This is a genomic window from Actinomadura flavalba DSM 45200, assembly GCF_000374305.1.
Taxonomy (GTDB): Bacteria; Actinomycetota; Actinomycetes; order Streptosporangiales; family Streptosporangiaceae; genus Spirillospora; species Spirillospora flavalba.
In genome coordinates this window covers 1,097,638-1,121,188 of record NZ_KB894093.1, presented here as the reverse complement: position 1 = coordinate 1,121,188, position 23,551 = coordinate 1,097,638, and the positions used below count along the sequence as shown (strand labels likewise).

Here is a 23,551-nt window from a genome sequence, read left to right as displayed (position 1 = left end):
CACGGACAGATGCCGCAAGTCTCTCACAACTCGCCGCGGAACGCTTTCGACTGCAGGGATGCGAAGAGCTCATCGAGCTGCTCGACCTGCCGTAGATGATGACTCTTCAAGTCGTTTATCTCATCCAGTTTCTTAGCAAAAAGGCGCTGAGAGTTGATGTCTGGACACATAACATCGAAATCGCCGATTAGCTTCATGTTCAGGTTTGCCTGATTGCCACCTCTGGCCATTGCGCGAAGCTGTTCGTAGGAGATTTTAAGCTGCTGAAAAATAAAGGATGTGTCGTATCGATCATTCGGATATACCACCGCGCACGCCTGATTCGTCGCAGCTGGCATGCCGAGTACGCCAGCTTGCCCCCTGGTTCTCCCTTGTCCGTAAAGCGCGATCACGATCGAACCCTTTGGATGGATCTTGCAGCGTGCATTTTGAGCGCCTGTTTCACTCAGAGACTCTTCAGTGGAGCTGATTACTCCGCCCCTGACCTCGCCGGTCTTTACCCAGGGTATTTCGCCACCATAGTTATCGTCCAGTTTTCGGCTGGGTGTGCTTCCCGTAGCGAGGAAGGCGAGATCGCGGAGTCGAACTTTTGCTAGATCTCTGGAATTACTCGCAGGATCGCCGAACATGTCGAAGAAGGTGGATCGCGCGAGGTCGTCGAGGAGAGTGATAGCTTGCTGTCGTTTCACTCGCAGCGAATCAACCTTGTCCAGCATTTCTGCAATTCGTCGTTGCTCTCTGAAGGAAGGGACGTACATACGCAGGTTGGAGAGGTACGAATGTGGAAGTCGACGTTGACCGCCACTACCGGTCATTCGTCGCTCACCCTCTTTGCGGATGAACGGCTGGCGAAGGTAGTGATGCAGGTAGCGGCCGTGAAGGACTCCTGGATCGGCCCTCACCACATGAAACTCCGTCGATCCCGCTGCCAACTCATGCTCAGTTCGAGCTTGGGCGATCTTTCCATTCTCGAAGCAAGGCGTGATCTTCGCCACTAGAATGTCGTCACGCCGAAAGTGTGTGAAACCTTTTGCCACTTCATCGAAGTTGCGCTCGCTGCCCGGTTTGGTAGACCCATCGCTTCCCACATCGGCCATAGCCAGGAATGAAATCCTCGTTCCTGGAGTCGGGCGAGTGGCAGGGCGCGGGTTCAGGTGCGCGACTTGATCGAGGCGATAGGTGTCGGTCATCCGAGGGCAGCCTTTAGCTCCGAGAGTCCAGTCCGAATTTTCGACTCCAGGGATTCAAGCTCTGCGATGATGTCGGAAGGTGTGCGGTGTGCGACGTCCTCGTGCACGATCTCCTTGTAACGGTTCAGGTTTAGGTCATATCCCTGTGCGGCGATGTCGGCCTTGGGGACGACGAAGCTCTGGGCGGTCCGAGGGTGTTCGCGTTCGGAGCCGTCGCGTAGTGCCCAGCGGGTCAGGACATCGGGGAGATTGTTCTTGGCGTGCTCTGTCTCATCGAGCTCCGCGTCGGGACGGGGACCAGCCTTGTCTCCGGGCAGGAGCGGGACGCGCTTGTCGTCCAGGCTGTAGCCGTCGGCGGTGACGTCGTAGAACCAGACGTGGTCGGTGCCGCCAGCATTGGTCTTGGTAAAGAAGATGATGGCGGTGGAGACCCCGGCGTAGGGCTTGAAGACGCCGGAGGGGAGTTTGACGATGGCGTCGAGTTTGTGGTTTTCGACCAGGGTCTTGCGCAGGCCGACATGGGCCTTGGTGGAGCCGAAGAGCACGCCGTCGGGGACGATGACGGCGGCTCGGCCGCCCGGCTTCAGGAGGCGGAGGAAGAGGGCCAGGAAGAGGAGTTCGGTCTTCTTGGTCTTGACGACGCCGAGGAGGTCGTCGGCGGTGGTCTCGTAGTCGAGGCTGCCGGCGAAAGGCGGGTTGGCGAGGATCAGCGAGTAGCGTTCGGCCTCGTCGGCGACGTTCTGGGCGAGGGAGTCCCGATAGCGGATGTCGGGTTCTTCGACCTCGTGCAGGAGCATGTTCATGCTGGCGATGCGCAGCATCGTGGAGTCGAAGTCGAAGCCGTGGAACATCTTCTTCTGGAAGTGGAGCTGCTGCTTGCGCTCCAACAGGGCTTCCGAGTGTTCGCGCTGGACGTATTCGGCGGCGGCCACCAGGAAGCCGGCGGTGCCGCAGGCCGGGTCGCAGATCTCGTCGCCGGGGCCCGGATTCATCATCTCGACCATGAGCTGGATGATGTGGCGGGGCGTGCGGAACTGGCCGTTCTGTCCCGACGTGGCGATCTTGCTGAGCATGTACTCGTAGAGGTCGCCCTTGACGTCTCCCTGGTCGAGTGGGAGGTCGTTCAGGATGTCCACGGCCTTCGTGAGCAGGTTCGCCGTGGGGATGGTGAGCCGGGCGTCCTTCATGTGGTGGGAGTACGTGGACTCGTCGCCGCCGAGCCTGCGCAGCCAGGGGAAGACGCCGTTCGAGACGAGCTCGTACATCGTCTCCGGCCGCTCGATCTGGGTGAAGCGGGACCATCGAAGGGCGTCCGTGTCGTCCGTGTAAATCGGATTCTCGATGTCCTTGCCGAGACGCCGTGCCTTGTGCTCCCTGCTGGTCTGGCTGGCGTCCAGGCGGCGCAGGAACATCAGGTACGTGATCTGTTCGATCACCTCCAGCGGGTTGGCGATCCCGCCGGACCAGAACGCGTCCCACAACCTGTCGATCTTGCTGCGCAGCTCGCCCGTAATCACGTTCCGGAGCCTAGTGCAGGGAGGCGACAGAAGAGAGGCGTTGTCGCGCAGAGGTGATCGCAGGTCACCGGGTCGGATCGTTTCGGGGCGTGGGAGCCGAGGTAAGGGTTGCGTCACCTGGGGGGTGCAACCTTGCGGGGGGTGTCGGTCGTTCAATCGGCGGGACGGTGGGTACCCACTGTCCCGCCGGTTCGTTCGTCCGTTCGCAGGGGGTTGCTCTCGTGGCTTCGATCACTGACCGTATTCGCCGATTCTTGGCCAGTCCGCAGGGGCGGCAGGCTCGGACGCGGGCGCAGGGGTATGCGCGTGATCCGCGTAACCGGGCCAAGCTTCAGTCGTTGCTGGCTCGGTTCCGGGGAGGGCGTCGGCCGCGCTGACGCCGCGCCTCGCCGTCAGGCGTTCCAGGTGGTGGCGGCTTCCTCGGCGTGGGTCTTGGCCTGGGTCAGGCCCGCCTGGAAGGCGGTGCGCCAGAGGGTCGGGTTGAGGAAGTCGAAGCCGAACAGGTCGATGGCGGCCTGGTCGGGGCCGATGACCGTGACCCTGGCGTCGCCGAGGACGTTCACCTCGCGGTCGAGGACCTCGCGGGGGGTGAGGTAGGCCATCGGCTCCAGGATGACGACGCGGTCGTGGTACTTGGCCAGGTCGGCGTTGGTGGCCGAGCGGGTGCCGCCGTCCATGTAGCGGCGCCCGTCGATCTCGACGGGCGGGAAGACGCACGGCACCGTGCAGCTCGACATGACCGCGTCCGCCAGGGACGCGGCGCCGTCCCGGTCCCAGACCTTGAAGGCGCCGTCGGCGGTGTCCACGGCCGTGACGAGCAGCGGACGGTCCGGCCAGGCCGGGTCGGGCAGCCGGTCCGCGATCTGGGCGAGGCGGGGCGCCATCGCGTCGGTGCCGGCGCTCAGGGCGAGGGCGCCGACCTCGCGGCGCGCCTGCTTGGGGTCCTTGCGGGTGTCGAAGAGGATCTCGAACGCCTTCATCATCAGGCCCGGGTCGACGGACGCGTCCGGCGGCTGCCGGTCGATGTCGGCGATCTCCTCGATGGTGGCGTCGATGTCGGCGCCGTGGGCGAGGAGCGTCCCGACGACGGAACCCGCCGACGTCCCGACGAACAGGTCGGCGGCGCCGAGGTCCGTTCCGGCCTCGCGGAGCCCGGCGACGATCCCGGCCTCCCAGGCGATTCCGGCGACTCCGCCGCCGCCCAGCACCAGTGCGCGACCCATTGCGTGTCTCCTCAGCGCTCGAAACCCGGACACTTCCCATCTAACTAGACGGGTCGCGGGTAGCGCGCTGCCAGGTGCGTCACGTCCCGACACGCGACCTAGGACTTTCGCCTGATGGACGCACCTGCAAGTTCTTTGCAATAGTGGAGGCTATGTCGACCTACACGCTGCCCGACCTGCCCTATGACTACGGCGCCCTGGAACCCGCGATCACCGGCGAGATCCTGGAGCTGCACCACTCCAAGCACCACGCGGCCTACGTCAAGGGCGCGAACGACACGCTGGAGAAGCTGGCGGACGCGCGCGACAAGCAGGAGTTCGGCGGTCTCGTCGGCCTGGAGAAGACCTACGCCTTCAACCTGTCCGGCCACGTCCTGCACTCGATCTTCTGGGACAACCTGTCACCCGACGGCGGCGACCGCCCCGACGGCGACCTGGCCGACGCCATCACCGAGCACCTCGGCTCGTTCGAGGCGTTCCAGAAGCAGCTCACCAGCGCGACGGCGACCGTCCAGGGCTCCGGCTGGGGCATCCTCGCCTGGGAACCCCTCGGCAAGCGCCTGGTGGTCGAGCAGGTCTACGACCACCACGGCAACGTCGGCATGAACACGACGCCGCTGCTGGTCTTCGACGCCTGGGAGCACGCCTACTACCTCCAGTACCGGAACGTGCGCCCCGACTACGTCGAGAAGCTCTGGTCGCTCGTCAACTGGACCGACGTGCAGGCCCGCTTCGACGCGGCCCGCGCCTCCTAGAACGTACGGCGTCCGCCCGGCCGGGATCGTGCTCAGAACCTTTCCCTTGCGGCCGGGCGGGCGCCGTACCCCTGTCCGCCGGCGGCGTCCGGGTCGACCATGGTCCCGCCCGGGTCGACGGTGACGTGTTCCGCCCCGGCCGCGCGGAGCTGGTCGCGCAGCGCGACGAGCGTCTCCCAGCCGACCGCCGCGATCTCCCCCACCCGGGTGAAGTCGAAGACGGACAGTTCGGGAGCGTCCGTGACCACGCGGCGGACCAGCGACTCCACCCCGGCGAACAGCAGGTCGCCGTGCAGCTCGCAGACGCGGCAGCCTCCATCTCGGCGGACATGCGCTCGAACGCCGCGACGCCCCGCGCGCTTTTGCCGTGGGCGTCCAGCCGCGGCGAGAACACCGCGACACCGACCTGACCGGGCAGGACGCCGATGATGGCGCCGCTCACGCCGCTCTTGGCGGGCGTCCCGACGGACGAGAGCCAGTCGCCCGCCGCGTCGTACATGCCGCAGGTGGCCATCACGCCGAGGACCGTTCGAGCGCCTCCTCCGGGTCACCGTCCAGGATGCCGAACTCCCGCAGCAGGTGGGCGATGGCGCGGTACCGGTGGGCGGTGCCGACCTCGGAGCGGAACACGTCCTCGTCGACGTCGAGTTCGCGTCCGGCGAAGCGGCCGAACCACTCGCGCACGCGGGCGAAGCGGTGGTCGGTGCCGTCCCCGGCGACGAGCGAGGCGGCGGTGATCGCCCCCGCGTTGATCAGCAGGTTGCGGGGCCTGCCGGTGGCCGCGTCGAGGCTGATCTCGTTGAACGCGTCGCCGGACGGCTCTACGTCGATCTTGCGGGCGACGGTCGCGGCGCCCCGGTCGTGCAGGGCGAGCGCGTAGGTGAACGGTTTGGAGATCGACTGGCTCGGCCACCAGGCCCTCAAGGTAGTGCTGGACGGGATTGCGCATGGGGTCTCCTCGGCCGCCGTGCCGTCAGTCCTCGGGAACGACCTCCAGGGTGTTGCGGCGGACGGGTTCGGTGGACATGGTCACCGCGTACTCGCTGTCGGCGTACTTGCGGCGGAACGACGCGTCGACGATGGAAAGGCCCCCTGTCTCGTGTTCTCATCGCGCCGCGGACGCGGGCGCGCGGTACCGTCCCGGCCCGCCCCCCTCGCGCGGGCCGGGACGGAGTCGGTCAGAGCTTGGCCGCGAAGAACGGGGCGAGCCGCGACAGCGCCTCGGTCGTCTCCCGCTCGCCGTCGTACAGGGACATGTGGTTCGCGTCCTGGACGACGTGGCGCGTCTTGTCGGTGCTCGCGGCGCGCTCGTACAGGTCGTCGCTCATCCACCGTGACCCGGCCTCGGCGCCCACGATCAGCAGCAGCGGCTGGGTGAGGAACGCCTCGGCCTTGTGGAAGGCGTCGTAGGGGATGATCTGGCTGAGGCTGCGCGTGGTCATCCAGCCCGGAGCGTTCGGGTGCTCGCAGCGCGGGGTGTGGTAGTACTCCCACGCCTCCTCCAGCTCGGGGTTGGGCGCGTCCTCCCGGTTCATCGGGGCGAGCGGGAACGGGTCGCCGTCGCCCCGCCCGGCCGCGTCGGCGGTGCGCGCGGCGGCGGCCCGACCGAGCACCGGGGCGGCCTCGGCGTCCTTGACCGAGCCGTCCCAGCCGTTGCGGAACATCTGGCCGATGTTGACCATGCTGACGGTGCCGACGGCCTTGATGCGCGGGTCGCCGATCGCGGCGTTGACGGTGTACCCGGCGCCCGCGCAGATGCCCATCGCGCCGATGCGCTCGTCGTCGACGTAGGGCAGCGTCGTCAGGTGGTCGACGACCGCGCTGACGTCCTCGGTGCGGATGTGGGGATTCTCCAGCTGGCGCGGGCTGCCGGTGCTCGCGCCCTGGAAGGACGCGTCGTAGGCGATGGTGACGAACCCGGCCTCGGCGAGCGCGCGGGCGTACAGACCCGCGGTCTGCTCCTTCACGCCGCCGCCGGGATGCGAGACGACGATCGCCGGATAGGTCGTGGTCTCGTCGAACGACGGCGGCAGGTTGAGCACGGCGGCGAGGACCGTGCCGTAGCCGTTGCGGGTCTGGATCTCGATGTTCGTGCTCATGGTCTCCTCTTCTCGGATCAGCGGCACCGGTCGTCGCCACCGGTGATCGTTCCCTTACCTTGCGTCTTCGAGTCAACGCGATCGGAACGAGGGTCACCAGGTCGGGTCGTGCCGGGGGTCTGGCAGAACCTGCTTGGCCGCGCCGCGCCGACCTAGGCTGGGACCATGGCTCCGAAGGACGCGAACGTGCGGAACTTCCTGTCGACCCGCCGCGCGAAGATCACGCCGGAGATGGCCGGGCTGCCCGTGTACGGCACCGTCCGGCGGGTGCCGGGCCTGCGCCGGGAGGAGGTCGCGCTGCTCTCCGGCGTCTCGGCCGACTACTACACCAGGATCGAGAAGGGCGACCTCACCGGTGTCTCCGACGAGGTCCTCGACGCCGTCTCCCGGGCGCTGCAACTGACCGACGACGAGCACCGTTACCTCTACGATCTCGCCCGCGCCGCGCGCCGTCCGGCGCGCGCCCGGAGCGGGACGCGTCCGGCGACGCGGGTGCCGCAGCGCGTCCGGTTGCTCATCGACAGCATGGGCGGCCCGGTGATCGCCCACAACCGGAGCCTCGACGTGCTGGCGTCGAACGCGCTGGGCCGGGCGCTGTTCTCGGTCGTCTACGACAGCCCGACGCGCCGGTCCGCGGCGTCGTCGCCGAACCTGGCCGCGTTCGTGTTCCTCGACCCGGCGGCGCAGGAGTTCTACGCGGACCCCGGTGGCGCCGCCGCCGTGTGCGTGCGCCTGCTGCGCGCCCAGGCGGCGGCGACGCCGCACGACCGGCGGCTCAGCGGGCTCGTCGGGGAGCTGTCCACCCGCAGCGAGGACTTCCGCACGCGCTGGGCGGCGCACGACGTCGGCACGCACAGCGCGGGAGGCAAGACCTATCACCATCCCGCCGTCGGGGAACTCGACCTCGGGTTCGAGCAGCTCACACTCGATTCGGTGCCCGGGATCGTCCTGTCGGCCTACACGGCCGAACCGGCCTCGCCGACGGCGGAGCGGCTCCGGCTCCTGACGGCGTGGGCCGCCACCGGCGCGGCGACGCGGAGCTGACGCGCGCCGGTGGCGCCGGTTCAGTCCGCGTCGGGATGGGCGCTCACGACCAGGGCGTAGGCGTGGGCGAGGCTGGCGACGGACGCGGCGTCGCGCGAGCCGTTGTCGTTGGCCATCTCCTCGGCCTGGCGGGTGATGGCGCGAAGGAGGGCCGTGCGAGCGCGGTCCTGTGCGTCGTCGAAGGAGTGGGTGTCGGACATGCGGTCTCCTTGCCTCGCGTCGGGCGGTGGGGCCGCTTCTACCCGCTCGGCGGTGATCGACGCCAGGTCGGGCGTGTCGAGGGCCATCAGTCGCTCAGATCCGGTTTGCCGAAGAGCGGGGCGAAGCCGGACGGGAGCTGGCTCAGGACGTGGTTCAGCTCGCCGCCCGTGATCGTCCCGGCGACCGTCGTCAGGACGGCGCTGGCGTCCAGTTCTCCCGTGATCTCGTGGCCGCCGGTCTCCTCGGCGACGCGGCGGACGAACTCCTCCACGCCGTACGACTCCACCGGGCCCTCGTTGCCGCGCAGGAGCGCGTCCAGCGGCTCGGGGAGCTGGGCGGCGAGGTGGTCGACGCCCTCCGGGGTCATGCGCGAGCGCACCACCCGCAGGACCGCGACGGTGACGCGTTCGGCCTCCTCGCGGTCGTCGTAGTCACCGAGTTCGCGGACCGTCGCGATGAATTCTCCGTATGCCATGAAAGTCCCCCTGCTCTCGTGGAACGCGGTGCGGGTCAGGCCCGGACGGTGCGGCGCGCGACCTCGGCGGCGAGACGGTTTCCGGCGGGCATGGCCCGGTCGGCTTCATATTCCATCGTTATCCCCCCAAACGCCCCATGCCCCGCGTGACCTGCCCGTACACCCGCGCCGGGTAGATCCCCGCGAGCCGGGTAACGCCAGAGCAGAGGCCCACTCCAGGGGAGGACGCGATGCCGAAGACCACGAGCAAGGGCAAGGTCAAGAAGAGTGAACTGCCCGCCACGCTCAAGCGGTCGGACGCCAAGGCGCAGCGCACGTACGCCAAGGCGCACGACTCGGCCATGGACGAGTACGGCGACGAGGAACGCGCCAACCGCGTCGCCTACGGCGCGCTCAAGCACACCCACGAGAAGGTCGGCGACCACTGGGAGCCGAAGCCGGACGGCGCCAAGGGCCCGTCCGACGAGCAGTCCGAGGGCGGCGTGAACACCGACCGCCGGTCCCGGGGCGGCGTGGACGCCAACGCGTCCAAGAAACACCTCTACGACCTCGCCAAGCGCCTCGGCATCGGCGGCCGCTCCTCGATGACCAAGGCGCAGCTCGCCGACGCCATCGAAAAGGCGAACGACCGCAAAACGGCCGAGGCCCGCCGCTGACCGGTCACGTGTTCGTCTGGTCCAGCCAGGTCGCGGCGCTGCGCACACCGGCGTGCAGCAGGGAGACACCGCGTACGGTGCCGCGCCCGCGCCCGGACGTGATGACGACGTAGACGTTCGCGGCGTCCGAGGCGCCGTAGGCGGCGGAGCCGCCCGGCGGGAACGCGAGCTGCCGATGGCTCAGCTCGCGGATCGTGCCGCCACACGCTGAGCGCCAGCCCGCCGAACACGAGCGCCGGGAGGCCGACGACGAACGCGGCGAGGACCGGAACCGTGCGCGACCGGCGCGCGGCGGGCGGCTCGTCGCGCCCCGGCAACCGGTACGGGTTGTGGTCTCTCATGGCCGGTCATGGAAGCACACGGCCGTCCGGGCCGGGGCTGGGCGCCGGGGGACGGGCACGCGAAACTAAGGTGCTCCCCATGACCGGCGATTACCTGTACTGGGAGTCCGTCCCCACGCGGTGGAAGGACAACGACGTCTACGGGCACGTGAACAACGTCGTCCACTACTCGCTGATGGACACCGTGATCAACGAGTGGATGATCCGGACGGCGGGGTTCGACCCGACGAGCGGTGACGCGATCGCGATGTGCGTCGAGTCGCACTGCGTGTACAAGGCGGAGGTGGCGTTCCCGGACGTGATCCGCGTCGGGCTGCGGGTCGGGAAGCTCGGCCGGTCCAGCGTCCGGTGGGAGATCGGGATGCTGCGCCCGGACGACACGGTGGTCGCCGAGGGACATTTCGTGCACGTGTTCGTGGGCCGCGACACCCGGCGGCCGGTGGAGATCGGCGGGAAGGTCCGCACCGAGATGGAGAAGCTGGTGATCGCGTGACGGAGACGCGCGCGGCCGTCCTGGTCGAGTCCGGACGCCCCGCCCCCTACGCCGAGTCCAGGCCGCTGGAGGTCTCCGGCCTGCGCCTCGACCCGCCCGGTCCGGGTGAGCTGCTGGTGAGGGTCGGCGCCGCCGGGCTGTGCCACTCCGACCTGTCGGTGATCAACGGTTCGCGGCAGCGCCCGCTGCCGATGGCGCTCGGCCACGAGGCCGCCGGGACGGTCGTGGAGACGGGCGAGGGCACCGAGTTCGCGCCGGGCGACGCCGTCGTGCTGGCGTTCGTCCCGGCGTGCGGGCACTGCGAGCGGTGCGTCGGTGGACGGCCCGCGCTGTGCGGGCCGGGCGCGCGCGCGAACGGCGCGGGGACGCTGCTCGGCGGCGGGCGCCGGTTCGTCGCGCCGGACGGAACCCGCCCGAACCACCACCTCGGCGTGTCGGCGTTCGCGGAGTACACGGTCGTGTCGGCGCGGTCGGCGGTGAAGGTCGACGCGGACCTGCCGCCGGAGATCGCCGCGCTGTTCGGCTGCGCGGTGCTCACCGGCGCGGGCGCCGCCCTCTACAGCGCGGCCGTCGTGCCGGGCGACAGCGTCGCGGTGTTCGGGCTCGGCGGCGTCGGCCTGGCCGCGCTGCTGGCCGCCAAGGCGGCGGGCGCGTCCACGCTGGTCGCGGTGGACGTCGTCGCGGGCAAGCGCGAGCTGGCCGCGCGCCTCGGCGCCACGCACACGGTCGCGGGCGGCCCGGACGCGGTCGCGGAGCTGCGCGAGCTGACCGGCGGCGGCGCCGAGAAGGTCATCGACACCACCGGCGTCGCGCCGGTGCTGGAGCAGGCGTACGCGGCGACGCGCGCGGGCGGCACGACGGTCACGGTCGGGCTGCCCGATCCGTCCGCGCCGCTCACGCTCCCGGCGCTGAGCCTCGTCGCCGAGGAACGCACGCTGCGCGGCAGCTACCTCGGCTCGTGCGTGCCGCGCCGCGACGTGCCGCGCTTCATCGCGATGTACCGCGCGGGCAACCTGCCGGTGGACGCGCTGCTCTCGCACCGCCTCACGCTGGACGAGGTGAACGCGGGCTTCGACCGTCTGCACAGCGGAGAGGCCGTCCGCCAGGTCATCACCTTCTGAAGCGGCCTGACCGCGCGGCAAGCCCGCTGTCACCGGGCGGATGGAAACGGATCGCCCGGCCGGCGGCGCCGCGCGCCCCCGCTCGCGGGGCACCGGCGCGGACGGCGGCGCCGCGTTCCCGGAGGCAGCGGGCCGGTCGCCGTCCGCGCGGCGGGGCCGACCGGACGGACATTCCGCCCGCGACGGCGCGGTGGACCCGACCGGCACGGGTTGACCCGGAGGAAAGCGCGCTTCTAGGTTCGGGCCGACCCCGCCCGACGCCGAAGGAGCCGATCGTGAGCCTCACCGTGCCGGAGGCGGGCCGCATGCTCGCGGACCCCGCCGCGTACGCCGACGACGCCGGGCTGCACCGGGCACTGACGCTGCTGCGCCGCGAGGCGCCCGTGCACTGGGTCGAGACGCCCGGCTACCACCCGTTCTGGGCGGTCACCAGGCACGCCGACATCATGGAGATCGAGCGGGACCACACCCGGTTCCGCAACGCGCCGCGCCCGCTGCTGGCCCTCGCGGAGATCGACGACATGAACCGCGCGCGCGTCGAGCAGGGCACCGCGCTGCGCACGCTCATCCACATGGACGACCCGGACCACCGCGTCATCCGCGCGATCGGCGCGGACTGGTTCCGGCCGCGCGCGATGCGGGCGCTGGAGCCGCGCGTGCGGGAACTCGCGCGCCGCTACGTCGACCGGATGGCCGAGTTGGGCGGGGAATGCGACTTCGTCCAGCAGGTGTCGGTGCGGTTCCCGCTGTACGTGATCCTGTCGCTGCTGGGGCTGCCCGAGTCCGACTTCGACCGGATGCTGAAGCTCACGCAGGAGCTGTTCGGCGGCGACGACACCGAGATGCAGCGCGGCGCGTCCAGCGAGGAACGGTTCGAGGTGCTGCTGGAGTTCTTCGCCTACTTCCAGGAGCTGACGGCGGCGCGCCGCGCGAAGCCGACCGACGACCTCGCGTCGGCCATCGCCAACGCGACCGTGGACGGGGCGCCGCTCAACGACTTCGACACCGCGTCCTACTACGTGATCATCGCGACGGCCGGGCACGACACCACCAGCTCGACGATCTCCGGCGGCCTCCAGGCGCTCGTGGAGAACCCCGCCGAGCTGGACCGGCTGCGCGCCGACCCGTCCCTGCTGCCGCTCGCGGTGGACGAGATGATCCGCTGGGTCACGCCGGTCAAGGAGTTCATGCGGACGGCGACCGAGGACTGCGAGCTGCGCGGCGTCCCGATCAAGGCGGGGGACGCGCTGCTGCTGTCGTACCCGTCGGCGAACCGGGACGAGGACGTGTTCACCGACCCGTTCCGCTTCGACGCCGCCCGCGACCCGAACAAGCACCTGGCGTTCGGCTTCGGCGTCCACTACTGCCTGGGCGCGGCGCTGGCCCGCATCGAGGTCCGCGCGTTCTTCGAGGAGCTGCTGCCCCGGCTGGACACGATCGAGCTGGCCGGTACCCCGGTGGGCACGGCGACGACGTTCGTCGGCGGCCTGAAGCGGCTGCCGATCCGCTACACGCTGCGGTCCTAGGGGGTCAGCGCGGCGACGATCTCGGCGGCGGGCGCGGTGGTGGCGTGCCGCCAGGCGGTGCCCGCCCAGAGGTTGAGGTCGTGCGGGTCGCCCTGGGCGGCGGCGGCGCGGCGCAGCGGCGACGTGACGAAATGGACGTCGGGGTACGCGGCGGGCGCGGCCTCGGTGTGCTCGGTGACGAAGCGGTTGACGAGCGCGCGGGCGGGACGTCCGCTGAACGCGCGGGTGAGCGCGGTCGCGGTGAAGCGGGGGTCGGCGAGGGCGGCCTTGTGGACGGCGCCCGCGCCCGATTCGGCGCACCGCAGGAAGCCCGTGCCGATCTGGGCGGCCTGGGCGCCGAGGGCGAGAACGTCCGCGACGTCGCGGTCGGTGCCGATTCCGCCTGCCGCGAGCAGCGGCTGATCGGTGCCGGCTCTGACCTCCTTGAGCAGTTTGCGCAGCGGTTTCCCGGTGAGGCCGCGGTCGGTGAAGGTGCCCTGGTGGCCGCCCGCCTCGACGCCCTGCACGCACAGCGCGTCGGCGTCGGGGCACCGGCGGGCCTCGGCCGCCGACGTCACCGTGATCACGACGGCCGCGCCCGCCGCCCGGAGCGCCGCGACGACCTCCGGTGCGGGACGGCCGAACGTGAAACTGACGACGGCCGGGGGGTCGGCGAGCAGTTCGTCGAGCTTGGCGGCCCAGTCGTCGTCGCGCCCGCGCGGCACGCCCGGCTCGGCGCCCAGCCGCGCCGCGACGGGCCGCAGCCGCTCCCGGTAGCCCGCGACGGCGTCCGCGTCGGCGGGCGGCGGCGCGGGCAGGAACACGTTCACGCCGAACGGCCGGTCGGTGAGCGCCCGCGTCGCCTCGACGTCGGACCGCATCCGCGCCGCCGTCACGTACCCGGCGGCGAGGAACCCGAGCCCGCCCGCGTCGGCGACGGCGGCCACCAGCGCGGGCGTTGACCCCCCGCCCGCCATCGGCGCCTGCACCACCGGCCTCACCGGAAGCCACTCCATGCCGCGACCCTCCTCGCTCACGATGATCGGAATGCTCTCGCATCTCAGCGGTCGGGGATCTGCGCGTCGTCGAGGCGGGAGGTGTCGCGGGGGACGATCGGGATGTCGGTGCCGGTCGTCCTGCCGAGGGCCTTGCGGCGGGCGGTGGCGAGTTCGGCGTCGAACTCGGCGCCGAGCAGGATCGCGAGGTTGGAGACCCACAGCCAGACCAGGAAGACGACGACCGTCGCCAGGGCGCCGTAGGTGCGGTTGAACGCGCCGAAGGACGCGACGTAGACGGCGAAGCCGATCGACGCGACGATCCAGCTCACGACGGCGAAGACGACGCCCGGCGTGATCCACCGCCAGCCGCGCTGCCGGACGTTCGGCGCCGCCCAGTACAGCGTCGCGATCGCGACGATGACGATCAGCAGCAGCACCGGCCATTTCAGCACGTTCCACCCGGCGACGAACGCGTCGGTGAGCCCGAGGAACCGCCCCGCCTGCTCGGCGAACCGCCCGGTGAACGTCACCGCGACGGCGCTGACGCCGAGCAGCACCACCATCGCGAGCGTCAGCGCGAGCCGCAGCGGCGCCAGCTTCCACACCGGGCGCCCCTCCGGGATGCCCCACACCGCGTTCAGCGACCGGATCAGCGACGCGACGTACCGCGACGCCGACCACAGCGCGACCGCGATGCTGATCACGGCGAGCGGCGCGGCCGTCGGCGCCGTCCCCTCCAGGTTCTCGATGAGCTGGATCAGCGTGTCGCGCGCGGGGCCGGGCGCGAACTGCCGCACGTTGTCGATCAGCGTCTGCTGCCCGGACAGCCCGGCCAGGCCGACCAGCGACACCGCCAGGATCAGCCCCGGGAACAGGCTCAGCACGCCCCAGTAGGTGAGCGCGGCGGCCAGGTCGAGCAGGTTGTCGTCGGTGAATCCGCGCACCATGCCCCGCCCGACGCCGAACCAGCCGCGCACCCCGATCCGCGGTCGGGGCACGTCCGCGGGCTCGTCGGCGGCTTCGCTCTGCACCGGTTTCGTCCGCCAGGCCATTCCACCCGCCCTGTTTTTGGGTCTCCATTACCCCGTCGTCGCGCGGAGATGCGGAGGCATGACCGGCGCGCCTCCAGGGTAGGGCCGGGACGGTCCGCCCCCGAGCCGATGAGGTGCCCTGTGGATAACGTTCCCGCACTCGACGTCGCGCTGGTCGTGGAGGAGTTCCACCGGCTGGTGACGATGACGGCCGACGAGCTGGCCGCCGTGCTCGGGTCGAACCCGTCGCCCGCGACGACCGGCGACGGCGTCCCGGTCAAGGCGCTCGGCGAACGCGTGCTGGAGCTGCTGCGCAAGCGCCCGTCCGACCTGACGCCGGACGACACCGGCACGATGGCCGAGATCCTCGACGCCATCGAAGACCTCCGCGAAGCGGACACTCCGGACGTCCAGGCGCTCCAGACGCTCGGGCACACCGGCTGATCCCGGGCACGCGCGTGTAGTGGCACGGCCCCGGGGTAGGCCGTCCGGGTGTTCGAGTTGGCCCCGGGTCAGGGCCTCACCCAGCTCGGCCAGCTCGGGCTGGCCCTCGTGCTGTCCGCCGCGATCGGCCTCGAACGCGGCCTGCGCAACAAGAGCGCGGGCCTGCGCACGCACACGCTCGTCGGCGTCGGCGCCGCGCTGTTCATGCTCGTGTCCAAGTACGGCTTCGGGGACGTTCCCGGCAACGTCTCGCTCGACCCGTCCCGCGTCGCGGCGCAGATCGTGTCCGGCATCGGGTTCATCGGCGGCGGGCTCATCTTCGTCCGGCGCGACGCCGTGCGCGGCCTCACCACCGCCGCCGTCGTCTGGGTGACCGCCGCGATCGGCATGGCCGCCGGGGGCGGGCTGTGGGTGCTCGCCGTCGCCGTCACGGCCGGGCACTTCCTCGTCGTGTTCGGGCTCAGCGGGCTGGCCCGGCTGCTGCCCGCCGACCGGCTCGGGCGGCCCCGGCGGTTCCGCGTCCGGCTCGTCTACCGGGACGGACGCGGCGTCCTGCGGCAGGCGCTCACCGCGACCACGGCGATGGGGTTCGTCGTCGCCGAACTCCAGGTCGAACGCGAGTCCCTCGACATCGGTGACGAGGGCCGCGACGACCGGCACGGCCGCGCCGCCGCGCCGCCCGGGCGGGGCGCCGTCGTCGTGCTGCGGCTGGAGGGCAACGGCTCCACCGGCGACCTGGTCGCACAGCTCGCGGAACTGCCCGGCGTGCTCGCCGTCACCGCCGGGCACGGCGACGACGACGACGCCGAATGACGCCCGCTACGGGGCGAGCGGGAGCCGCATGACGAAGCGCGCGCCCCGCGGGGCGTCCATAAGGCGCAGGCCGCCGCCGTAGGTCTCGGCGATCTCGCGGGCGATGGGCAGGCCGAGGCCGGTTCCGGCCGGGTCGCGCTGCTGGCTTTCGGGGAGGCGGGCGAAGCGCTCGAAGACCCGCTCGCGGTACTTCTCCGGAATGCCGGAACCGTCGTCGCGGACCTCCAGGACGGCGTCCGGGCCGTCGCGCCGCACCGTCACGTCCACGGCCGCCACCGCGTGCCGCTCGGCGTTGGTGAGCAGGTTCCCCAGGACGCGCGCCAGCCGCACCGGGTTCGCCACGACGACCACGCCCGGTTCCAGGTCGGTGCCGATCGGGACGCGGTCGGGACGCCGCTCGACCTCGCGCCGCGTCAGCTCCGCCAGGTCGATGTGCTCCTGCGGCGCGGGCGCCCGCGAATCCAGCCGGGACAGCTCCAGCAGGTCGGCGACGATCTCGTTCAGCCGCTCGGTGTCGCGCAGCGCCGCGCGGACGTCCGGGCGCCACCGGTCGTCGTCGTCCTCGTGGAGGGCGAGTTCCAGCCGGGTGTGCAGGCCCGCGATCGGGTTGCGCAGGTCGTGCGAGGCGTCGGAGATGAAGCGGCGCTCGCGGCCCGCCGCCTCGTCCAGCCGGCCCAGCGTGTTGTTGACGGTCTCGGCGAGGTCCTGGAGTTCGCCGTGCGTCTTGGGGACCGTGACGCGCGCGCCCGTCCCGGCGGCGTTGATCGTCGCGATCTCCCGGCGCAGGTCGTCGACGGGCGTGAACGCCAGGCCGACCGAGCGCCACGTCCACCAGCCGACGACGATCAGGAGGAACATCAGCAGCAGGGCCATCTCGCCCGCGAGCGCCCAGCCGCGCAGCAGCGGGGGCGGCTCGGCGGCGCCGAACACCATCACCGGGCGGTCGTAGGCGGAGCCGTCCACGCGGACGCCGGTCACCCACACGCACGCGCCGTTGCCGCGCAGGCAGGTCTCGCCGTCAACGAAGTACTCCCGCGTGTTCGTGCGCAGCAGCGGCGGTTCGTCCGTGAGCCGGCTGCTCGCGTTGAGGACGGTGCCGTGCTCGTCGACGACCTGCACGAGGTCGTCGGGGGTGTCGTCGACCGTGAGGGGCGTGTCGGTCCGGCCGTCGCGGACCTGGAGCGCGGCCCGCTGCATCTGCCCGCTCGCGCCCTCCCAGGCGGCGTTGGTGGCGACGTCGCGGGCGAGGATCAGCGCGAGCGCCATCGCCAGCAGCCCGACGATCAGGGTGACCGCGACGCTGATGACCGTGGCCCGGCCGCGGATGGAGTACAGCATGCGCGTCCAGGCATAGCGGAACCGTGTCGCCCCCTCTCCCGACATTCCGGTCCCCCCGACCACGCACCGTGACGTCTCTAGACCACAGCGTAGGGGTCGGTGCCGACGTTCCGGTGTGCCGGGGTGCGGGTCAGCGGACGATCCGGAACACCGGCACGCCCGGCGCCAGCTCGGCGAGGCGTTCGTCGGACGGGTCCTTCACCGGCCCGTCGAAGAACCGGGCGACCTCCCAGCCGAAGCGGTCCAGGTACTCGCGCACCACCGGGGCCTTCTCGGTGTCGGGCAGCTCGACGACCTCGAACGCCTCGGTGCGGCGCCCGCGCCGCAGCTCGCCGCCGCCCGCCGCGCGGATGTTGCGGACCCACTGCGTGTGCCCGCGCGGCGCGACCAGGTAGCGCTCGCCCTCGAACGCCATCGGGTGGACGGGGGTGGTGCGCCACTCGCCGCTGGTGCGGCCGCGCACGGCGAGCAGTTCGATCCCCGGGAGGCGGAGGCCGCGTCCGGCGAGGCGGGCGACGAAGCGGTTCATGCGGCGTTCGAGGCGTCCGCCCTGGACGTTGCGCGTGCCGGTCATGGGGTCTCCTTTGTGAGCAGTGCTCTCGCTTGAGATCAGTATGCACGCGTGTCGGCGTTCCGGCAAGAGCAGTGCTCTCGTTTTTGTGCGGCGCTCGCCGGGCTGGCAGAATGAGGGCCATGACCGCAGGACGAACCGCCCGCGACCGCGTCCGCGCCGAGATCACCCGGGAGATCAAGGAGGCGGCCCGCGCCCGCCTCGCCGAGTCGGGCGCCCACGCGCTGTCCCTGCGCGCCGTCGCCCGCGACCTCGGCATGGTCTCCTCGGCCCTGTACCGCTACTTCCCCAGCCGTGACGACCTGCTCACGGCCCTGATCATCGACGCGTACGACGCCCTCGGCGCCCGCGTCGAGCAGGCCGCCGCGTCCGGCGCCCCCCGCGTCCGCTGGCACGCCGCGTGCGCCGCCGTCCGCGCCTGGGCCCGCGAGCACCCCCACGAGTACGCCCTGGTCTACGGCTCCCCGGTCCCCGGCTACGAGGCCCCCCAGACGACGATCCCGTCCGCGTCCCGCGTCCCCCTGACGCTGATCGCCATCGTCCGCGACGCCCCCGAACTGACGCCCACGCCCGCGCCGCCCCTGCCCCCGGACCTGGCCGCCCAGGCGGCCCGCACCACCGCCCTCGTCGCGCCGGACCTCCCCGACGACGTCATGGTCCGCGTCGCCGCCGCGTGGGCCCACCTCTACGGCCTCATCGGCTTCGAACTCTTCGGCCACCTGGCCAACACCTTCGACCCGGCCGACGCCCTCTTCGCCTGGACCGTCGAAACCATGGCCGACACCCTCGGCCTGCCCTGACGCGCCGACACGATCGCGCCGATCGCCCTCCGTAGCCATGGCGGCACTCTAGGCTCGCCTTGTGGATACCGCGATGGTGGTCGGGCGGCTGACGGTCGGGGGTGTGCTCGAACGGATGGGGGAGATCGAGCGGGGGCTTGAGAGCGGGGACGGGGTCGCGGCGTTCACGCGGGTCTATCGGCGGGTGACCGAGTTCGTGGTGGAGGACCTGGCCGCCGGGCGGTTCGCCGACGGGGCGTTCGTGGAGCGGCTGGACGTGGTGTTCGCGGAGTTGTTCTTCGCCAACGTCGATCGGGTCGCGGAGGGGCGGGAGGCCGGGCGGGCCTGGCGGCCGCTGTTCGAGTCGCGGGCGGACGCGCGGGTGTGGCCGTTCCAGCACGTGCTGGCGGGGATGAACGCGCACATCAACCACGATCTGGCGCTGGCCGTGATCGAGACGTGCGTCGAGCGGGGGGTCGAGCCGGACGCGGCCGTGCACGCCGACTTTCTGCGGATCAACGCGACGTTGGAGCGTGCCGAGGCCGAGGTGCGGGCCGGCGTGGAGCCGTGGTTCGCCAAGCTGCCGGGGGAGGAGGCGGAGGCGGTGAAGCACCTGCTGGGCAGCTTCAGCGTCGCCCGCGCCCGCGACCTGGCGTGGCAGACGGTCGAGATGCTCTGGCCGCAGCGCGACCTCCCGCACCTGTACGCCCGCTCGGCCGGACTGATCGCACAGGTCGTCGGCTTCGCCGGACGCCTGCTCGTAGCCCCGGCCCTAGCCTCAGTACCCCGCGCCCACACCACCGCACCCGAACTCCCACCCCCGACCACCCGCCATCTCCGCCTCTCACCCGGCTGAACCACCGAGCGACCCGACACCCGCCCCACTCGAAATACCCCGACTCGTCCACCCCGCGACCGGCTCGGCCCGGGGCGGCGCGGTGTGGGGCGGCATGGCGTGGCGCGAGGCGGTGCGGCGTGGCGCGGTTGGATGTTTTGGGGTGGTTGGGGGTCCGGCCCGCCCGGGTGGGCGGGCCGGGGGTGGGGTGGTCAGCGGGATCGGTTGAACTGGCGGGGTGGGGTGCGGGTTGCCGTGTGGCGGGCGTTGGCGGCCAGGTCGGCGGAGCGGCCCGTCGGGTGGCGGTGCTGGGTCGGCTTCGGCTTGGTCTTCTTCGCCTTTTTGGGATTGGCGGGAGTGTCGGCGTTGAGCAGGATTTCGGCGACATTGAGATGATCGTGGGTACGCATAAAGATACCTCCGGGCAGCGTGAATTCGGCCGTTGGCGGGCCGAGGCGGGAAGGGTGATGCGAGGCGCGTGAAGCGGGAAGACCGGACGCTGGCGCGCACGTCGAAGGCGAGAGAACGCCGACGATGCGGGCATGGCACAGCGGGGACGGTCAGCGCGCTCAGGCGCCGGGGAGAGGGGAGCGGCCGGACGCGCTACGGCGTGGGCGGCGGCTCAACCCGGAAGTATCAAAGCTCCATGCCGAGAACTATAACCGGCACATCGGTGATCTCGTCAACCCCGTGACAGAAAAATCGGCGGCCCCGCCCATTCCCCGGAGCCGCCGATGCCGTTCAGTGCGCGTTCGTCACGCGACGGTCTCGCGTTCGGCGCGCATCTCCTCCATCTCGGCGAGGACGCGCTTGCGGACGCGCTTGGCGAGCCGGTCGATGTAGAGCTTCCCGTCGAGGTGGTCGGTCTCGTGCTGGAGGCAGCGGGCGAGCAGCCCCGTGCCCTCGACGGTGACGGGCGCGCCGGTGACGTCGAAGCCGTGGCAGACGGCGCGGTCGGGACGGGCGAGCGGCGCGTGCGGCCCGGGGACGGACAGGCACCCCTCCTCGCTGTCGTCCAGGTGCCGGTGCTCGGGCATCTCCAGGACGGGGTTCACGACGACGCCCTTCTGCGCGACGCCGTCCTCGTCGGGGCAGTCGTAGACGAAGACGCGGAGCCCGACGCCGATCTGGTTCGCGGCGAGGCCGACGCCGTTGGCCTCGTACATGCTGGCGAACATGTCGTCGACGAGTTCGGCGAGCGCGTCATCGAACGTCTCGACGTCCGCGCACGGCCGGTGCAGGACGGGTTCGCCCACCAGCGTGATCGGTCGTGCGGTTCCGGTCATGGTCGTGTTCCCTCCGCGATGTCACCGTCTGCGGGCCTCTCCGGTCCGCGCGCGACGCGGAGGCGCTGCCCGGACGGCCCTCCTCCCAGAATAGGCCGCCGCCCGCCCCGGCCCGTCCCGCCGCCGGGGGCGGGGAGACAGGTCCCCCTATACTCGCGATCGCGGACGGTTCGCCCCTCCCGCTCCGGCGGGGAGGGCGTCGTAAGAGGGAACCCGGTGCGAATCCGGGACTGCCCCGCAGCGGTGAACGGGAACGAAAGCCGTCATACGCACTGGACCGGGAGGTCTGGGAAGCGACGGCCGGTAGGGGTAGGCAAGGCGCCCGTGAGTCCGAAGACCTGCCTCCGCCCGCGCGCCGGCCGGCGCGCGGTGATCCATGGCCGCGCGGGACGGCCCGGACGCGGCGGTGCCCCGCCGTGCCCTGCCCTCGCGCGCGTCCCTGGGATTGGCCAGACGAGGGAGAGCCATGACCACGACCGTGCTCGGTTATCCGAGGATCGGCCCGGACCGCGAGCTGAAGCGCGTCACCGAGGCGTACTGGGCGGGCCGCGCCGACGCCGCCGAACTGCGCCGCACCGCCGCCGCGCTGCGCCGCGACGTGTGGACGGGCCTGCGCGACGCGGGCGTCACCGACGTCCCGTCGAACACGTTCTCGCTGTACGACCAGATGCTGGACACGAGCGTCCTGGTGGACGCCGTGCCGGACCGCTTCCGTCACCTGGACGGCCTGGACGCCTACTTCGCGATGGCGCGCGGCGCCGAGGGCGTCCCGGCGCTGGAGATGACGAAGTGGTTCGACACGAACTACCACTACCTCGTCCCCGAGCTGGGCCCGGACACCCGGTTCCGGCTCGCGGACCCGGCCGGGTTCAAGCCGCTGGCCGAGTACCGCGAGGCCCGCGCGCTCGGCGTGGACACGCGCCCGGTGCTGATCGGCCCGCTGACGTACCTGCTGCTCGCCAAGGCCGCCCCCGGCGCCCCGGACGACTTCCGCCCCCTGGACCTGCTCGACTCGCTGGTCGAGGTGTACGCCGAGGTGCTGGAGCGTCTCGCGGGCGAGGGCGTCACCTGGGTGCAGCTCGACGAACCGGCGCTCGCCGCCGACCGCACGGACGACGAGCTGGCCGCGCTGCGCCGCGCCTACGACCGTCTCGGCACGCTCCCGGCCCGGCCGCGGCTGCTCGTCGCGACGTACTTCGGCGACGTCGCGCAGGCGCTGCCGGTGCTGGCCGCGACGAAGGTGGAGGCGATCGGCCTGGACTTCGTCGCCGGGCCGGGCAACCTGGAGGCGCTGGCGGGCATCGGCGGGCTGCCGCTGCGCCGCATCGTGGCGGGCGTGGTGGACGGACGCAACGTCTGGCGCGCGGACCTGGAGGCGGCGCTCGCCACCCTGGGCGCGCTGCTCGGCCTGACCCACGAGGTCGTCCCCGCCACATCGTGTTCCCTCCTGCACGTGCCCCTCGACCTGGACGCCGAACCGGACCTCCCGGACGACGTGCGTGGCCGCCTGGCCTTCGCCAGGCAGAAGGTGGACGAGGTGGTCCTCCTCGGCCGCGCCCTCACCGAAGGCCACGCTGCCATCTCCGGTCACGCCGCGCAGGCCGTCCCCCCGGCTGTGGATAACCGCGTCCGCGCCCGCCTGGACGCCCTCGGAGACGGCACCCCGCGCGCGTCCCGCGAGCAGCGGCAGGCGGCGCAGGCCAAGTCGCTCGGCCTCCCGCCGCTGGCGACGACGACGATCGGCTCGTTCCCGCAGACCGGCGAGGTCCGCGCGGCCCGCGCCGACCACCGCGCGGGCCGCAGCACGACCGAGCAGTACGAGGCGGCGATGCGCGCCGAGATCGACCGCGTGATCGCGCTCCAGGAGGACCTGGGCCTGGACGTCCTCGTGCACGGCGAGCCCGAGCGCAACGACATGGTGCAGTACTTCGCCGAGCAGCTCGACGGCTACGCGGCCACGGTCAACGGCTGGGTGCAGTCGTACGGGACGCGCTGCGTCCGCCCGCCGATCCTGCACGGCGACGTGTCGCGCCCCGAGCCGATGACGGTGGAGTGGACGACGTACGCGCAGTCCCGCACCCGCCGCCCGGTGAAGGGGATGCTCACCGGCCCGGTCACGATGCTGGCCTGGTCGTTCGTCCGCGACGACCAGCCGCTGGCCGAGACGGCCCGCCAGGTCGCGCTGGCGCTGCGCGACGAGATCCGCGACCTGGAGGCGGCCGGGATCGGCGTCATCCAGGTGGACGAGCCCGCGCTGCGCGAGCTGCTGCCGCTGCGCGCCGCCGACCGTCCGGCCTACCTGGACTGGGCGGTCGGCGCGTTCCGTCTGGCCACGTCCGGCGTCGCGGACGGCACGCAGATCCACACGCACATGTGCTACTCGGAGTTCGGCGAGATCATCGGCGCGATCGGTGACCTGGACGCCGACGTGACGAGCGTCGAGGCGGCCCGCTCGCACATGGAGCTGGTCGCGGACCTGCGCGCCGCCGGGTACGCGGCGGGCATCGGGCCGGGCGTCTACGACATCCACTCGCCGCGCGTCCCGGACGTCGCGGAGATGACCGAGGCGCTGCGCCGCGCGCTGGCGGCGGTCCCGGCCGACCGGCTGTGGGCCAACCCGGACTGCGGCCTGAAGACGCGCGGCTACGCGGAGACCGAGGCGTCGCTGCGCAACCTCGTCGCGGCGGCGAAGGAGGTCCGCGCGGGCCTGTAGGGACGTGAGGAGGCCGCCGGGGTGGGGCCCGGCGGCCTCGCGACCCCCAGCGGTGCCGGGGGGCCGTCTCCGGGCCGGGGGCGGCGGCTCCGGAGCGGTGCGGCACCGCGTGGAACCCGAGTA

Annotated in this window: 24 protein-coding genes, 1 pseudogene and 1 riboswitch; of the genes and pseudogenes, 11 read left to right on the top strand and 14 right to left on the bottom strand. The window is 71.6% G+C overall.

Translation table 11 applies throughout. The annotated features are described in order from the left end of the window. Positions 1 to 23: 23 nt before the first annotated feature. From C229_RS33400 to C229_RS0105045, 3 genes are all read right to left on the bottom strand, one after another. The gene (locus C229_RS33400; protein ID WP_081639728.1) at positions 24 to 1,190 is read right to left on the bottom strand and encodes a restriction endonuclease subunit S; all 1,167 of its coding nucleotides are present in this window, start codon (positions 1,188 to 1,190) and stop codon (positions 24 to 26) included. Next, the gene (locus C229_RS0105050; RefSeq protein ID WP_018653993.1) at positions 1,187 to 2,707 is read right to left on the bottom strand and encodes a type I restriction-modification system subunit M; all 1,521 of its coding nucleotides are present in this window, start codon (positions 2,705 to 2,707) and stop codon (positions 1,187 to 1,189) included. The genes C229_RS33400 and C229_RS0105050 overlap by 4 nt, the downstream gene beginning before the upstream one ends. A 392-nt stretch (positions 2,708 to 3,099) precedes the next feature. Then, a complete protein-coding gene (locus C229_RS0105045; RefSeq protein ID WP_018653992.1) occupies positions 3,100 to 3,930 on the bottom strand; it encodes a patatin-like phospholipase family protein in 831 nt (276 codons plus the stop codon). A 152-nt stretch (positions 3,931 to 4,082) separates the two neighbouring features. Here C229_RS0105045 and C229_RS0105040 point away from each other — a divergent pair, with 152 nt between their 5' ends. After that, positions 4,083 to 4,685, top strand: a complete 603-nt coding sequence (locus tag C229_RS0105040; RefSeq protein ID WP_018653991.1) for a superoxide dismutase — start codon at positions 4,083 to 4,085, stop codon at positions 4,683 to 4,685. Between the two features lie 32 nt (positions 4,686 to 4,717). Here C229_RS0105040 and C229_RS35230 read toward each other — a convergent pair whose 3' ends face one another. From C229_RS35230 to C229_RS0105025, 3 genes and pseudogenes are all read right to left on the bottom strand, one after another. Beyond that, positions 4,718 to 4,933, bottom strand: a complete 216-nt coding sequence (locus tag C229_RS35230) for a hypothetical protein (protein ID WP_051108862.1) — start codon at positions 4,931 to 4,933, stop codon at positions 4,718 to 4,720. 125 nt (positions 4,934 to 5,058) lie between these two features. Next, positions 5,059 to 5,609: pseudogene (locus C229_RS35225) on the bottom strand (glutaminase); the annotation flags it as partial. 254 nt (positions 5,610 to 5,863) lie between these two features. Beyond that, positions 5,864 to 6,784, bottom strand: coding sequence for an alpha/beta hydrolase (locus C229_RS0105025; RefSeq protein WP_026313451.1), 921 nt, complete (start codon positions 6,782 to 6,784; stop codon positions 5,864 to 5,866). Between the two features lie 165 nt (positions 6,785 to 6,949). Here C229_RS0105025 and C229_RS0105020 point away from each other — a divergent pair, with 165 nt between their 5' ends. Then, complete coding sequence (locus C229_RS0105020) at positions 6,950 to 7,828, top strand: helix-turn-helix domain-containing protein (RefSeq protein WP_026313450.1); 879 nt, start codon at positions 6,950 to 6,952, stop codon at positions 7,826 to 7,828. Between the two features lie 20 nt (positions 7,829 to 7,848). On the opposite strand, the gene C229_RS29450 is transcribed toward C229_RS0105020, so the two are convergent. Further along, entirely contained in the window at positions 7,849 to 8,028 is a 180-nt protein-coding gene (locus C229_RS29450; RefSeq protein ID WP_033423922.1) for a hypothetical protein, read from the bottom strand. An 86-nt stretch (positions 8,029 to 8,114) separates the two neighbouring features. Further along, complete coding sequence (locus C229_RS0105010; RefSeq protein ID WP_018653985.1) at positions 8,115 to 8,504, bottom strand: DUF2267 domain-containing protein; 390 nt, start codon at positions 8,502 to 8,504, stop codon at positions 8,115 to 8,117. A 230-nt stretch (positions 8,505 to 8,734) separates the two neighbouring features. On the opposite strand from C229_RS0105010, the gene C229_RS0105005 reads away from it, so the two are divergent. The 4 genes from C229_RS0105005 to C229_RS0104990 all read left to right on the top strand — a co-directional run bounded on the left by C229_RS0105005 (position 8,735) and on the right by C229_RS0104990 (position 12,641). Further along, positions 8,735 to 9,160 carry a ChaB family protein gene (locus tag C229_RS0105005; protein WP_018653984.1) on the top strand — a complete coding sequence of 142 codons (426 nt, stop codon included), beginning with the start codon at positions 8,735 to 8,737 and terminating at the stop codon, positions 9,158 to 9,160. 420 nt (positions 9,161 to 9,580) lie between these two features. Then, a complete protein-coding gene (locus C229_RS0105000; protein ID WP_018653983.1) occupies positions 9,581 to 9,994 on the top strand; it encodes an acyl-CoA thioesterase in 414 nt (137 codons plus the stop codon). Beyond that, on the top strand, positions 9,991 to 11,115 hold the full coding sequence (locus tag C229_RS0104995; RefSeq protein WP_018653982.1) for a zinc-dependent alcohol dehydrogenase family protein: 1,125 nt from the start codon (positions 9,991 to 9,993) through the stop codon (positions 11,113 to 11,115). Before C229_RS0105000 ends, C229_RS0104995 begins: the two co-directional genes overlap by 4 nt. Before the next feature lie 275 nt (positions 11,116 to 11,390). Further along, a complete protein-coding gene (locus C229_RS0104990) occupies positions 11,391 to 12,641 on the top strand; it encodes a cytochrome P450 (protein WP_018653981.1) in 1,251 nt (416 codons plus the stop codon). On the opposite strand, the gene C229_RS0104985 is transcribed toward C229_RS0104990, so the two are convergent. Further along, the gene (locus C229_RS0104985; RefSeq protein ID WP_018653980.1) at positions 12,638 to 13,636 is read right to left on the bottom strand and encodes a nitronate monooxygenase; all 999 of its coding nucleotides are present in this window, start codon (positions 13,634 to 13,636) and stop codon (positions 12,638 to 12,640) included. The genes C229_RS0104990 and C229_RS0104985 overlap by 4 nt on opposite strands. A gap of 44 nt (positions 13,637 to 13,680) precedes the next feature. Next, positions 13,681 to 14,616: a YihY/virulence factor BrkB family protein gene (locus tag C229_RS0104980; RefSeq protein ID WP_240487080.1), complete on the bottom strand. Its 936-nt coding sequence runs from the start codon at positions 14,614 to 14,616 to the stop codon at positions 13,681 to 13,683. 174 nt (positions 14,617 to 14,790) lie between these two features. On the opposite strand from C229_RS0104980, the gene C229_RS29445 reads away from it, so the two are divergent. Together C229_RS29445 and C229_RS0104970 are read left to right on the top strand one after the other, a co-directional pair. After that, a complete protein-coding gene (locus tag C229_RS29445; protein WP_018653978.1) occupies positions 14,791 to 15,093 on the top strand; it encodes a DUF3140 domain-containing protein in 303 nt (100 codons plus the stop codon). A 48-nt stretch (positions 15,094 to 15,141) separates the two neighbouring features. After that, positions 15,142 to 15,906, top strand: coding sequence for an MgtC/SapB family protein (locus tag C229_RS0104970; RefSeq protein WP_018653977.1), 765 nt, complete (start codon positions 15,142 to 15,144; stop codon positions 15,904 to 15,906). 6 nt (positions 15,907 to 15,912) lie between these two features. Here C229_RS0104970 and C229_RS0104965 read toward each other — a convergent pair whose 3' ends face one another. Next, a complete protein-coding gene (locus C229_RS0104965) occupies positions 15,913 to 17,244 on the bottom strand; it encodes a sensor histidine kinase (RefSeq protein ID WP_018653976.1) in 1,332 nt (443 codons plus the stop codon). Positions 17,245 to 17,374: 130 nt separating this feature from the next. Beyond that, positions 17,375 to 17,818, bottom strand: a complete 444-nt coding sequence (locus tag C229_RS0104960) for a nitroreductase/quinone reductase family protein (protein WP_018653975.1) — start codon at positions 17,816 to 17,818, stop codon at positions 17,375 to 17,377. Positions 17,819 to 17,937: 119 nt separating this feature from the next. Between C229_RS0104960 and C229_RS0104955 the strand changes: the two genes are divergently transcribed. Then, positions 17,938 to 18,615: a TetR/AcrR family transcriptional regulator gene (locus C229_RS0104955; protein WP_018653974.1), complete on the top strand. Its 678-nt coding sequence runs from the start codon at positions 17,938 to 17,940 to the stop codon at positions 18,613 to 18,615. A gap of 61 nt (positions 18,616 to 18,676) precedes the next feature. Continuing rightward, entirely contained in the window at positions 18,677 to 19,450 is a 774-nt protein-coding gene (locus C229_RS29440; protein ID WP_205624418.1) for a DUF5995 family protein, read from the top strand. Between the two features lie 191 nt (positions 19,451 to 19,641). Here C229_RS29440 and C229_RS34035 read toward each other — a convergent pair whose 3' ends face one another. After that, positions 19,642 to 19,839, bottom strand: a complete 198-nt coding sequence (locus tag C229_RS34035) for a hypothetical protein (protein WP_155884600.1) — start codon at positions 19,837 to 19,839, stop codon at positions 19,642 to 19,644. 345 nt (positions 19,840 to 20,184) lie between these two features. Continuing rightward, complete coding sequence (gene def / locus C229_RS0104945; protein WP_018653972.1) at positions 20,185 to 20,715, bottom strand: peptide deformylase; 531 nt, start codon at positions 20,713 to 20,715, stop codon at positions 20,185 to 20,187. Positions 20,716 to 20,863: 148 nt separating this feature from the next. After that, a riboswitch (cobalamin riboswitch) is annotated at positions 20,864 to 21,075 on the top strand. 106 nt (positions 21,076 to 21,181) lie between these two features. Between def and metE the strand changes: the two genes are divergently transcribed. Then, on the top strand, positions 21,182 to 23,428 hold the full coding sequence (gene metE / locus C229_RS0104940) for a 5-methyltetrahydropteroyltriglutamate--homocysteine S-methyltransferase (protein ID WP_018653971.1): 2,247 nt from the start codon (positions 21,182 to 21,184) through the stop codon (positions 23,426 to 23,428). Positions 23,429 to 23,551: the final 123 nt, after the last annotated feature.

What these genes read in the sequence shown, in the direction of transcription:
- C229_RS33400 (WP_081639728.1), bottom strand. Translation starts at nt 1,190, where the DNA reads ATGACCGACACCTATCGCCTCGATCAAGTCGCGCACCTGAACCCGCGC.
- C229_RS0105045 (WP_018653992.1), bottom strand. Translation starts at nt 3,930, where the DNA reads ATGGGTCGCGCACTGGTGCTGGGCGGCGGCGGAGTCGCCGGAATCGCC.
- C229_RS0105040 (WP_018653991.1), top strand. Translation starts at nt 4,083, where the DNA reads ATGTCGACCTACACGCTGCCCGACCTGCCCTATGACTACGGCGCCCTG.
- C229_RS0105025 (WP_026313451.1), bottom strand. Translation starts at nt 6,784, where the DNA reads ATGAGCACGAACATCGAGATCCAGACCCGCAACGGCTACGGCACGGTC.
- C229_RS0105020 (WP_026313450.1), top strand. Translation starts at nt 6,950, where the DNA reads ATGGCTCCGAAGGACGCGAACGTGCGGAACTTCCTGTCGACCCGCCGC.
- C229_RS29450 (WP_033423922.1), bottom strand. Translation starts at nt 8,028, where the DNA reads ATGTCCGACACCCACTCCTTCGACGACGCACAGGACCGCGCTCGCACG.
- C229_RS0105010 (WP_018653985.1), bottom strand. Translation starts at nt 8,504, where the DNA reads ATGGCATACGGAGAATTCATCGCGACGGTCCGCGAACTCGGTGACTAC.
- C229_RS0105005 (WP_018653984.1), top strand. Translation starts at nt 8,735, where the DNA reads ATGCCGAAGACCACGAGCAAGGGCAAGGTCAAGAAGAGTGAACTGCCC.
- C229_RS0105000 (WP_018653983.1), top strand. Translation starts at nt 9,581, where the DNA reads ATGACCGGCGATTACCTGTACTGGGAGTCCGTCCCCACGCGGTGGAAG.
- C229_RS0104985 (WP_018653980.1), bottom strand. Translation starts at nt 13,636, where the DNA reads ATGGAGTGGCTTCCGGTGAGGCCGGTGGTGCAGGCGCCGATGGCGGGC.
- C229_RS0104965 (WP_018653976.1), bottom strand. Translation starts at nt 17,244, where the DNA reads ATGCTGTACTCCATCCGCGGCCGGGCCACGGTCATCAGCGTCGCGGTC.
- C229_RS0104960 (WP_018653975.1), bottom strand. Translation starts at nt 17,818, where the DNA reads ATGACCGGCACGCGCAACGTCCAGGGCGGACGCCTCGAACGCCGCATG.
- C229_RS0104955 (WP_018653974.1), top strand. Translation starts at nt 17,938, where the DNA reads ATGACCGCAGGACGAACCGCCCGCGACCGCGTCCGCGCCGAGATCACC.
- C229_RS34035 (WP_155884600.1), bottom strand. Translation starts at nt 19,839, where the DNA reads ATGCGTACCCACGATCATCTCAATGTCGCCGAAATCCTGCTCAACGCC.
- def (WP_018653972.1), bottom strand. Translation starts at nt 20,715, where the DNA reads ATGACCGGAACCGCACGACCGATCACGCTGGTGGGCGAACCCGTCCTG.
- metE (WP_018653971.1), top strand. Translation starts at nt 21,182, where the DNA reads ATGACCACGACCGTGCTCGGTTATCCGAGGATCGGCCCGGACCGCGAG.